The organism is Pseudacidovorax intermedius (assembly GCF_001476815.1).
Classification (GTDB): domain Bacteria; phylum Pseudomonadota; class Gammaproteobacteria; order Burkholderiales; family Burkholderiaceae_C; genus Xenophilus; species Xenophilus intermedius_A.
In genome coordinates this window covers 1-10,833 of sequence record NZ_LDSL01000088.1, presented here as the reverse complement: position 1 = coordinate 10,833, position 10,833 = coordinate 1, and the positions used below count along the sequence as shown (strand labels likewise).

Sequence of the window (10,833 nt, the reverse complement as noted above, 5' to 3'; positions counted from 1 at the left end):
CCCTCCCCCAGGGGGGGAGGGGGAGGAACGTCGACCGGCTGGCCGCCACTGCGCAGCCTGGCGCGCAGCGCCAGCAGTTCGTCCACCAGCGCCTTCTCCTGGCCCCACCGGCCTTCGAGGTCGCCCAGGCGGTCGCGCTCGGCGGCCAGTTCCGCATTCACCGTCTGCTCGCGCTCGGCCACGTCGATGCCGATGGCCTTCTCGCGGCCGATGATCTGCAGCTCGGTCTCCAGCGACTCGATGCGCTTGCGGCTGTCGTCCACCTCGGCCGGCGTCGCATGCAGGCTCACGGCCACGCGGGCGCAGGCGGTGTCCAGCAGGCTGACGCTCTTGTCGGGCAGCTGGCGCGCCGGGATGTAGCGGTGGCTCAGCTTGACGGCGGCTTCCAGCGCCTCGTCCAGGATCTGCACCTGGTGGTGCTTCTCCATGGTGCTGGCCACGCCGCGCATCATCAGGATGGCCTTGCGCTCGTCGGGCTCGTCCACCTGCACGTTCTGGAAGCGGCGGGTCAGCGCCGGGTCCTTCTCGATGTACTTCTTGTACTCGGCCCAGGTGGTGGCGCCCACGGTGCGCAGCGTGCCGCGCGCGAGGGCCGGCTTGAGCAGGTTGGCCGCATCGCCGGTGCCGGCCGCGCCGCCCGCGCCCACCAGCGTGTGGGTCTCGTCGACGAACAGGATGATGGGCTGCTCGCTGGACTGCACCTCTTCGATCACCGAACGCAGGCGCTGCTCGAACTCGCCCTTCATGCTGGCGCCGGCCTGCAGCAGGCCCACGTCCAGAGCCAGCAGCTTCACGTCCTTGAGGGCCGGCGGCACGTCGCCGCGGGCGATGCGCTGCGCAAAGCCCTCGACCACCGCCGTCTTGCCCACGCCGGCCTCGCCCACCAGGATGGGGTTGTTCTGGCGCCGGCGCATCAGGATGTCGACCACCTGGCGGATCTCGTCGTCGCGGCCGACGATGGGGTCCATCTTGCCGCCGCGGGCCTGCTCGGTGAGGTCGGTGGTGAACTTCCTGAGCGCATCGCCCTTGCCCATGGCGGCGGGCGCGATGGCGCCGCTGTCCTCGCCCGGCGTGCCGCTGCCCATGCCGGTGCCGTCCTGCGCGCGCATCGTCGACTCGGCCGAGGCATCGCAGATCTTCGCGAAGTTGGCGGCCAGGTCCTCGACCTTGATCTTCTCGAACTGCTTCGACAGTTGCAGCAGCGGGTTACGCAGGCTCTGCGTCTTGAGCATGCCGACCACGATGTAGCCGGTGCGCACCTGCGCCTCGCCGAACTGCAGCGTGGCATAGGTCCAGGCGCGCTCGATGGCGTTCTCGATGTGCGGCGAGAAGTCGCTGATGGCGGTGGCGCCGCGCGGCAGGCGGTCCAGCGCGGCCGTCACGTCCTTGGCCAGCAGCGAGATGTCCAGCCCGTAGTGCTGCACGATGCGGTGCAGGTCGCTCTCCTGGTTCTGCAGCAGCTGGGCGAACCAGTGCTCCAGCTCCACGTAGGGATTGCCGCGCATCTTGCAGAAGACCGTCGCGCCTTCGATGGCCTTGTAGGCCAGGGGATTCAGCTTGCCGAAGAGGGCGGTGCGGCTGATTTCACTCATGGGTTGCTCTCCAGGATGTGGACAGGACGAACGGGGCCGGCGCTTTCTTCAAACCGGCGCCAGGGCATCGCGGTGGGCGCCGACGAGCCAGCCCGACACGTCGGCGCCCGCTTCCTTGCGCAATGCCACGGCGGCCACCGCGGCATCGCTGCGGAAGCCGGCGCCCTGCAGCGCCTCGCGCACGTGCGCGGCCGTGTGGGCATAGCGCCCGCTCAGGTTGATGCGGTAGGGCTCGGTCGCCGCGTCCGGCAGCGACTCGACGGTGAACACGAGCAGGCCACCCCCGCGCAGCGCGCCGGCGGCGCGTCCGCCCTTCACCGCAGCGGCGCTCATCGGCCGCCTCCGGCCTGGAAGCGGACGTCCCCGCCGACGATGCGCAGCCCCTGCGCCGGCCGCGCATGGGGCCGCGCGCCCAGCCAGCTTTCCCAGCCCAGGCGCGGGCCGCTGCCGCGCCGCGTGCCCAGCCGGGTGGGCGGAACCTCGGCCGGGCAGAGCACGAGCTGCCCGTCCCAGGCCAGGGCATCGCCCAGCAGCTGCTGCATCCACCGGCCCAGCACCGGCCGCGCCGTGCCCACCGGCAGGAAGAGCCGGTACTGCGCCAGGGTGAGGGGCCCCAGGTGCAGCCGCACCTTGTGCTGGCGGTCCCACACGCGCACGCCCAGCACGGCACCGCCGCCCAGCAGGCGCGCGGGCGGCCGGGCGGGTGCGGCCCCCAGCCGCGTGCACTCGCCGTCCGGCAGCGGCATCCAGTGGCCGACCCAGCGCTCCAGCCGCAGCGGCACGCCAAAGTACGCGCCCAGCACCGACGCCACGCCCTCGGCGCAATGCACCTGCCGCGCCAGCCAGCCGGCGAAGTGCAGCCGGGCATCGTCGGCCACCTCGTCGCGCCCGCGCCGCGCGCTGCCGCCGATGCCCACCAGCGCGCCCACGCGGTGGCGGAAGGGGTCTTCGCCGGGCCGGTCCATTCCCGGCGCGGGCCGCGCCTGCGCCCAGGCCCGGTACAGGTGCAGCGAGAAGCGGTGCAGGAAGGTGTCGAGGAAGGCCAGCCAGGTGCGGTCGCCGTGGTTCAGTGCCCGTTCGCGGATGAAGTCCGACAGGTGCACCGGCAGCGGGCCGTTGGGCCCGATGTAGGCGAAGAAGTGCTGGCGGATCAGCGGCGGCCGCCCGTCGGCCGGCAGCTCGAAGCGCTGGATGCTCGCGGGCGCGAAGGCCAGCGACGGCTCCTGGCCCACGCGCACCGGCTCGGCTGCGGGCCGCAGCGCCCGGCCCCAGCGCGGCATGGCCGGCTCCAGCGCCTCCAGCCGGCGCATCAGCGCGAACCAGTCCCAGGCCCAGGCGCGTGGGGCCTCGGCCGCCAGCAGGGCCGCGGCATTCACAGGATGGGCCGCGTCCCGCACAAGGGCCTCCAGCGCATGACTTCGCCCTGGCCGGGCACCCGCAGCACCGTCTCGACGAAATGGTTGACCTCGGCATGGCGCGCCAGCCAGCGCGCCATCACCGCGCCGAAGAGGAACACGCTGTGGCCGTGGAAGGCGCCCGGGTCGACCTCCAGCGTCACTTCCATCCCGCGGCCGAAGGCGATGGGCCCGGGCAGGGGCAGGCGGCGCACCACGGGCCGCGTGCGCACCGCCGTCAGGCCGCGCACCTGGCCGCGCCGCGATTCGTCGGCATGGGCGGCATAGAGCGTGAGCATCTCCCGCAGCGCGGCGGCGCCCTGCGCCGGCTGGCTGTCGTGCAGGCTCAGGTAGTTGAGCGCGAGATGGTCCACCACCTTCCAGCCCAGTCCGTCCTGCACCACCGGCGAGACGGGCTGCGACGGGGCGCGCAGCAGGCGCACCCGCTGCACCGGGCCGGGCGCCAGGCATTCCAGGCCGCCGGTCTCGCCCAGGGGCAGCAGCAGGGGCAGGTCGCGGTTGGTGACCAGGGCGCTCACCGCGAGCTGCCGCAGGCCGGCCGAATACGGCGCCTGCTGCGGATCGACGATCTGCAGGTACAGCTCCGAGCCGATGTGGCTGCTGCGATGGCCCTCGCCGCGCTGGCGGACGGAGAGCCGCCGGGGCTCGCGCGTGGTCGTGTAGTAGGCGGGATGGGCATGCCGGCTGCCGTGGAAGGCGGCGTAGAAGGGCAGGAAGGGCTGCTCCTGCACGCCTTCGCCCTGCACCGTGCCGCTGAAGCCCAGCACCTCGGTCAGGCTGTGGATCTCGAAGTCCTGCGGACGGGTGCGGTCGGCCAGCAGGTGGAACTGACTCACGCCCTCGCTCACCTGGACGCGGTCCAGCCGCTTGGGAAACAGGTTGATGGCCGGTGCGCAGTGCAGCCGCACGTTGTCGGGGCCGACCAGCTTCTCCAGCGTCGCGTCGCCGCGGGAGAAAAGCAGCACCAGTTCCACCTCCGGCGCATCCATGGCCTGCAGCGCGCGCTGCAGGCCGGCGATGCGGGCGAAGCGGAAGCGCTCGGGGCAGGCGAAGTATTCCTGCACCAGCCGGAAGCCCGAGAAGCCCGTGAGCGTGGCCGGCAGCAGGGCCTCGTCGTCGGCGAAGCCCACCTCCTGCACGGCGCTGCCCGGCAGGCTGTTCAGCGCCCCACCCGGTGCCGTCGAACGCACCCACACCTCGACCGGCCGGTCGAGCACGCAGGCATGCAGCTGCCAGGCCACGTCGTCCGCCCCGCCGAAGTACAGCAGCAGCTCGTCGAGCGGGAACTGGCCGAAGCGCAGCCCCGCCGTGGCCGAGAGCGTGATGCGCAGGCCGCCGCGGATCTCGCGCGCCCGCGGATGGCGGGCGATCGGCAGGTCGGGGGCATAGCTGAAGTACTGGGCGGCCGTGAGCTGCACGGGCCACAGCCGCAGCGCCTGGCCGGTGCGGAACTCGCAGTGGGTGTTCTGCCCCACGGCCTGGCGCGCGCGCAGGGCGCTGCCGCGCGGCAGCACCGGGCCGGCCGCCAGCGCGGGGTTGTCCGCCTCCAGCTCGAAGGCGCACACCGTCATGGCCGGCGTGGGCGCGAGGAAGTGCGGATAGACGATGTCGAGCAGGTGGCCGGTGAAGCGCGGATAGTCGGCCTCCAGCTTGAGTTGCACCCGCGCGCCCAGGAAGGCCGTGGCCTCGATCAGCCGCTCGACATAGGGATCGGCCACCTCCTGGCCCGCCAGGCCGAGGCGGTGGGCGATCTTGGGATAGGCCTGCGCGAACTCCGCACTGCTCTCGCGGAAGTAGCGCAGTTCCTGCTCGTAGAGGTTCAGCAGCCTCGGGTCCATGGCAAGCGCGGCCTCGTCGTCCTCAGGCCGCCGCCTCGGTCTCGACGCGCCCCTCTTCCAGGTCGATGCGGCTGCGCATCAGGAACTCCAGCGGCACGGGCTGCGCCCACAGCATGCCGCGGATCTGCAGACCGACGCGGTTGTGGGAATCCAGGACGGAGCCTTCCATGATGAGTTCGACCTCGAGGGTGTGGGACAGGATGCGCGGCTCGAACTGCAGGATCGCGTTCTTGACCGCCTGTTCCATGCTGACACGCTGGATCGACGAGGTGAACTGGCCGGACAGCATAGGCAGTCCGTAGTTGAGGACCGAGCGCGCGGCCTGCGGATGGCGGCGCTCGTCCAGTGCTTCGCCCAGGCCTGTGGCGTTGAGCAGCCAGGCCAGGTCGCGCAGCACCGCCTGCCGCAGGGCCTGGCGCGTCAGCGTGCGCTGCTCGTCGCCTTCCTGCCGGCGGCCCGGCTCATGGTCGACCAGGCGGTCCAGCAGCGAGGGCTGCAGCCGCTCCTGCGCGGCGCGGATGTCCCGCGGCTCAGCCATCGACGGGGCCCGCCGCCGGCTCGGGCTGCGCCACGGGATCGAACACGATCTCGCGCACGTCCATCAGCGCATGCTCGCCCGCGTCGCTGCTCAGCGTCCGCTGGCCGAGGCCGAGCCAGACCTCCGGCGCGCGCTCGCGCCAGTCGGTGCGGCGCGCGAGCTGCAGCGCGCCGTCGCCGCAGCGTTCGGTGCCCTCGTAGCGCGTGGGGATGAGCGCGAGCGTCTCGCCGCCGTTGGCGAAGTCCAGGTGGGCCGGCATCCACACGCCGTCGCGCAGGTCCTCGGGCGCGTCGATCTTCACGGCGGCCAGCCGCGAGAACGGGACCCAGTAGTAGCGGCCGTTGACATAGGCCTCCAGCACGGGCCCCAGGCGCATGTCGGCATCGGCCAGCCAGTCGAAGGGCTGGCCGTCGATGCGGCCGCCGCCGGCGGGGGCGGCGTCGAAGGCGCGGGCGCGCAGCACCTCGCCGGCCGCCGCGTCGCCGGCGCCGATGCGCAGCAGCGACTCCACCAGCAGCGCCAGCCACGCGTCGGGCTGGCCGAAGATGAGCGGCGTGCGCCGCCCCGCGAAGACCTCGGCGCGCAGTCCTTCGCAGCGGATCGCATCGCCGTAGACCTGCTTCATGGGCACGGCCAGCGCATCCATCTCGGCGGCCACGGCCAGCTGGTTGAGCGCCCGCTCCCATTGGCCGAGCACGCACAGCAGCTGGGCCATGAAGACGCGCAGCTTCGCGTCGGCCGGCCGGGCGCGCACCTGGGCCGTGAGGGCCGCCAGCGCCGCGGCGGGATCGCCGGCCTTCAGGTGTTCCTCGGGCGTGGTCATGCGCGCACCTCCAGCGTGCAGGTGCGCACCGCGCCGCGGATGCCTTCCCGGGTCTGCGGGGCGGAGCGCAACTCCAGCTTCTGGTAGGCGACGCCGATCACCTCCCAGGGCTCCTTGGGATTGCCGCCCACCAGCAGCGCATGCGAGTAGATGCGCGCCTTCTCGATCGCGAACTCGAGCATGGGCTGCGCGTCGCCCGAGTTGTCGCCGCCGGCCTTGAACACCGACAGCGTGAGCTTGAGCGCCGGGTCCTGGCTCTGGTGCAGGCTGGCCAGGGAGGCCGTGGCCGCATCGCAGCGGCGCACGACGTGCACGCCCGACAGTTCCAGCTGGCCGCGCGCCGCACCGGCCGAACGCTCGGTGCGCATGAAGAAGGAATAGCCCGCGACGTCCATGCGCCGCCTGCCGTCGGCGAAGGGCCGCTGGCATTCGCCCTCCACCGCGGTGCCCCGGCTTTCGAGTGCCATCACGATGTCGTTGCCGTTGTCGGCGGTCATGGCCTCGATCAGGCGCAGCGCCTCATCGGGGTCCAGCACACCATCCAGGTTGAAGGCCATGTCGCATTTCTCCTCGTTGCGGGTTGATGGGGGTCAGGGCGGCGGCGCGGCCGGGCCCCAGCGCACGGCCACGGCCAGCACCTGCCGCTCGCGGTCGGGCCGGGCCTGGCCGCGCACGCGCAGGTCCGCCAGCGGAGCCGCGCCCGACAGGCCGAACAGGCGCGGCGCGCTCTGCGGCAGGGCCGGGCTGGCCACCACGAGCAGGCGGCCCGCGCCGCCGTCGGGCAGGTCGAAGCGCTTCATGGCGGGCGACTGCGGCTGGCCGCGCTCGAAGCGGTTGGCCTCGCCGGCCTCGCCGGGGTAGACGGACCACAGGTCGCCGCGCAGGTCCAGGGCCAGCGCGGCCAGGTCCAGCGAATGGCCGCTGGCGTTGCGCACCAGGAGGCGCAGCCGCTGGCCCGGCGCGGGCGCGGCCACGCTGTCGGCGGGCAGGGGACGGCTGGCGACCAGGCGCTCGCCTTCCCAGGTTTCCACGGCCAGGTCCAGCCCGTCCACGCGGCGGCCTTCGGCCAGCTGCTGCAGGCGCTCGAACCATTTCAGCTGCGCCATCAGGGCCAGCTGGCGGCGCACGGCGGCGTCGCTGGTGAGCGGCGGCGGCGCGGGCACGGCGCCGCGCCAGCGGGCCGCGTCGGCCGACAGCGGCAACAGGCGCTGGCCCGCGCGGCCGGCCGGTGCCCACAGCAGGTCGGCCTCGCCGTCGACCGGCTCGATGGCGGCGGGATAGTCCAGGCTGATGCCGGCAGGCAGGGCCCGGTCGGTGCGCACGCGCAGCACCAGCGAGGCCGGCGGCGCCACCGGCGCCACGCGCCACAGCGCGCCGCCGGCGGCGCCCTGCAGCGTCGCGGGCACGCCCAGGCGCGATTGCGAGAGCAGGGCCTCCTGCAGCCGGGCCGGCGCGCTGCGGGCGCCGCCGTCGGGCAGCACGGCGCTCACCGTCACCGCCTGCTGCGCCTCCAGGCCGTCGAGCAGGCCGGCATCCACGGTCAGGCTGGCGCCGGCGCGCTGCGCGGGCCACGCCGGCTGCGTGCTGCGCGGCAGGGCGCTGTTGTCGAACAGGGGCAGGTCCAGGCTGCCCTCGGCCACCGGCGAGGGCAGCTCGCGCTGCGGAAAGCGCTGCTCCAGCTCGTCGATGACCGGCGGATAGGCCGCCAGCGCGTCGTCGAAGAGTTCGCGCCAGGTGGCGGGACGGCGCTGCAGGCCCTGGGCCAGGGCCCAGGTGAGCAGTCCGTGCGGACGGGCCTGCCGGTCGCCGCGCGGCAGGCGCAGCTCGGGCGTGACCTGGTTGCTCTCCGACGCGAAGAAGGCCACGTAGCGGGCACGCGGCGTGGCGGCGGTGGCCGGCGCGGCCGGCAGCGGCGGGACTGCGGCGCCGTCGCCGCCGGCCAGCTGTTCGGGGCGCAGGCCGCGCCAGCGCACCTCGTCGTCCGGCGGGCCGGGGTCGGGGGTGTCGGCCGCGCGGGTGCTGCGGGTCATGGAGGCGGCCGAGCAGGTGTCGAAGACCGCCCACACGAAGACGCCGCGCGCGAGGAAGGCCTGGATCCAGCCGTCCACGTCCACGTCGCGCACGCCGCCGCTGAGCGCGCTGCCGCCGCCGATCGGGCCGCGCACGTCGCGCGCCAGGAAGTTCTCGGCCAGGCCGTCGGGCTCCTGGTAGCGCTTGGTGGCGTCGCGCAGCCGCGTGCCGTGGCCCGAGAAGTACAGCAGCACGAAGTCGCCCTGGCCCGAGCGGGCCAGCAACTGCGCCAGCGCCAGCCCGATGGCCCGGCTGTCGGGCGGCTGCGCGCCGGGCACGCCATCGGCGAGCGTCGCGATGTCGGCCGGCGCGAAGCCCTGCTGCTGCAGCACCTCGCGCATCAGCAGCACGTCGTTGCGCGGCGCCTGCAGCCACAGGTTCTGCGGCTGGAAGGGCAGCTCCGACACGCCCACCAGCAGCGCGCGCTGCACCGCCGCGGCCGGCAGCGCGGCCAGCGCGAGGAGGAACAGGAGCAGCAGCAGGAGGCGGCGCATGTGCGGGCTCCCGGTCAGGGCGTCTCGACCGACTGCACGAGGGGCGAGGAGCGCAGCACCGCCAGCCCGTCGCGCGGCTGCAGCAGGCGCAGCGACCAGCGGCCCTGCCCGTCCGGCCCGGCGACGGCCTGGGCGCCGGCCGTCTGCAGCAGGCGCGTGGCCTCGGCCATGTCGGTGCCGGCCTTCCAGCGCACCAACGCGTCGGCCTGCGGCGCGGCAGGCGCGGTGGGCGGCGCATCGCGCAGGCGCATGGCGTCGCCGCCCTCGCTGCCTTGCGGCGAGGGCAACAGGCCGGCGTTCTGCCCCACGAGCACCAGCGCCAGCACGGCCAGGGCCGGGCCCCAGCTGCCGCGGAGGCCGCCGCCGCCCAGCCGGCGAAGCAAGCGCCTGAGCGGGCCGGCATCGTCCGTGTCGCTGCCTCCGTGGCCGCGCCGGCGGGTGGTCGACACCGCGCCCCGCGCGGGGCTGCGCCCGACCCGCGCCAGCGGCGCCGCCGGCTGCGCCAGCCGCCGCGCGGCCTGCTGGTAGAGGCCCTGGTAGTCGGCGCGCGGATCGCCTTCGGCCGCCAGTGGCGTGCCGGTCAGCACCGTGAAGCAGCCGGCAACGGCGCGCAGGGCGATGCACCCGGGCGCGGGCGGCGTCGCCGGCACGGCGCCGGCCGGCGCGCCCACGCGCTGCGCGGCCCATTCGTCGGCCACGGCGCGGACGGCCGCCAGGCGCGTGGCCGACAGCTCGCCCAGCACGCGCGCGCACAGCGGCGGCGCGGGCAGCAGCGTGACCGGGTTCCAGGCCTGGACCATGCCGAACAGCGGCTCGAAGGGCTCGTCCTGCGGCTCCAGCAGCACGTCCCAGGCGCCGGCCCAGTCGGCCTCGCCGGCGGCCAGCCAGCCCTGCCAGCGGCCGTCGGGCAGCAGGCGGTCGAGCAGCACGCCCAGCAGGCGGCCCTCGCACAGCACCGACAGCAGCCGCCCGGGCGCCCAGCGCGCGCCGAAGTTGCGGGCGGCCAGGGCCTCGCGGCGGCGGGCCAGCTCGGTCAGCGGCAGCAGCAGGTCGGCGGGGCACGCCGCGGCCGCCGCGGGCGCACCCTCGGGCACCGGGCCGGCAGCGGGCCGGCGCACCGGCGGCCCTTCCAGCGTGCTGCGGATGTGGGCCAGCGGGGGCCAGAGGTCGAGGGGGCGCATGGCATCCGTCCTGATGGTCTATGTCGTCAGGAGGAGGACGCCTCAGCACCCAGGATTTCGAAAACGGCGCCGATGGCGTCCATGTTGTCGGCCTCGATGGCGATGCCCAGCGTCTGCGCGATCCAGCCGCCCAGCAGCGTGCGGCCGTAGTCGGCCGGCAGCGATTCGCGCCGGTGCACCAGGCCCAGCCGGCCGGCGCGGTAGTGGTAGGAGGCGATGGCATGGCGCGCGGCCACGCCCGACAGCGGCGCCTCGCGGCCGAAGCCTTCGCACAGCAGCAGCCGCTCGGGCTCGCCCAGGCCGGCGATGAAGCGGCGCGCCGCCTCGGCCACACCGGCCATGCTCAGGCCGTGCTCGGCCAGGCAGCCGGCGGCATCGCCCGCGGCGCCACGATGGCCGCGCAGGTGCGCGTCGAGCTGCTCGTCGCTCACCTCCTCGCCCAGCGAGAGCCTGCGGCGGAAGCTGGTGGCCCGCGTGCAGTCGATCAGGTAGCGGCGGAAGTAGGCGCACAGGGCGAAGGCGGTCGAGGGCGCGCTGTGCGCGGCACGGTCGGTGGCGCCGCCGCCCTCCTCGTCGCCCTCCTCCGGGTCGGCGTCCAGCCGCAGCACCTTGAGGTAGATGAACTGCGCCACCAGCTCCTGCCGGCCTTCGCCCAGGGCCTTGAGCTCGGGCGGATGGCAGTCGCCCAGGGCGCTGCCGACGATGCCGTACATGCGCCCCATCTCCTGCGGCGCCAGCGTCTGCCGGCGGCGCCACAGGCGCACCAGCTCCGCGCTGTCCTCGGACGAAAGGGTGTTCTGCATCAAGGCCTCGCCGATGCGCGGCCGAGGGCCGCCACTGTCTTGCTCCCTCTCCCCTCGCGGGAGAGGGCTGGGGAGAGGG

Annotated in this window: 10 protein-coding genes; all 10 read right to left on the bottom strand. The window is 74.4% G+C overall.

Features of this window, described 5'->3' with window-relative positions:
* The coding region (locus NS331_RS14360; protein WP_153012857.1) for a Clp protease N-terminal domain-containing protein at positions 1-1,592 on the bottom strand (1,592 nt) is incomplete at its 3' end.
* Positions 1,593-1,640: 48 nt separating this feature from the next.
* Positions 1,641-1,925, bottom strand: coding sequence for a class I SAM-dependent methyltransferase (locus NS331_RS14355; RefSeq protein ID WP_058642662.1), 285 nt, complete (start codon positions 1,923-1,925; stop codon positions 1,641-1,643).
* Positions 1,922-2,968 (bottom strand): type VI secretion system baseplate subunit TssG, encoded by a 1,047-nt coding sequence (tssG, locus tag NS331_RS14350; RefSeq protein ID WP_058642661.1) that lies wholly within the window; start codon positions 2,966-2,968, stop codon positions 1,922-1,924. Before tssG ends, NS331_RS14355 begins: the two co-directional genes overlap by 4 nt.
* A complete protein-coding gene (gene tssF, locus NS331_RS14345; RefSeq protein ID WP_058642660.1) occupies positions 2,965-4,845 on the bottom strand; it encodes a type VI secretion system baseplate subunit TssF in 1,881 nt (626 codons plus the stop codon). The genes tssG and tssF overlap by 4 nt, the downstream gene beginning before the upstream one ends.
* Positions 4,846-4,867: 22 nt before the next feature.
* The gene (gene tssE / locus NS331_RS14340) at positions 4,868-5,383 is read right to left on the bottom strand and encodes a type VI secretion system baseplate subunit TssE (protein ID WP_058642659.1); all 516 of its coding nucleotides are present in this window, start codon (positions 5,381-5,383) and stop codon (positions 4,868-4,870) included.
* Positions 5,376-6,206: a type VI secretion system accessory protein TagJ gene (locus NS331_RS14335; RefSeq protein WP_058642658.1), complete on the bottom strand. Its 831-nt coding sequence runs from the start codon at positions 6,204-6,206 to the stop codon at positions 5,376-5,378. The genes tssE and NS331_RS14335 overlap by 8 nt, the downstream gene beginning before the upstream one ends.
* The gene (locus NS331_RS14330) at positions 6,203-6,763 is read right to left on the bottom strand and encodes a type VI secretion system tube protein Hcp (protein ID WP_058642657.1); all 561 of its coding nucleotides are present in this window, start codon (positions 6,761-6,763) and stop codon (positions 6,203-6,205) included. The genes NS331_RS14335 and NS331_RS14330 overlap by 4 nt, the downstream gene beginning before the upstream one ends.
* A gap of 33 nt (positions 6,764-6,796) precedes the next feature.
* A complete protein-coding gene (locus tag NS331_RS14325) occupies positions 6,797-8,770 on the bottom strand; it encodes a caspase family protein (protein WP_058642656.1) in 1,974 nt (657 codons plus the stop codon).
* Between the two features lie 14 nt (positions 8,771-8,784).
* On the bottom strand, positions 8,785-9,951 hold the full coding sequence (locus NS331_RS14320) for a hypothetical protein (protein ID WP_058642655.1): 1,167 nt from the start codon (positions 9,949-9,951) through the stop codon (positions 8,785-8,787).
* A 26-nt stretch (positions 9,952-9,977) separates the two neighbouring features.
* A complete protein-coding gene (locus NS331_RS14315; RefSeq protein ID WP_058642663.1) occupies positions 9,978-10,754 on the bottom strand; it encodes a hypothetical protein in 777 nt (258 codons plus the stop codon).
* Positions 10,755-10,833: the final 79 nt, after the last annotated feature.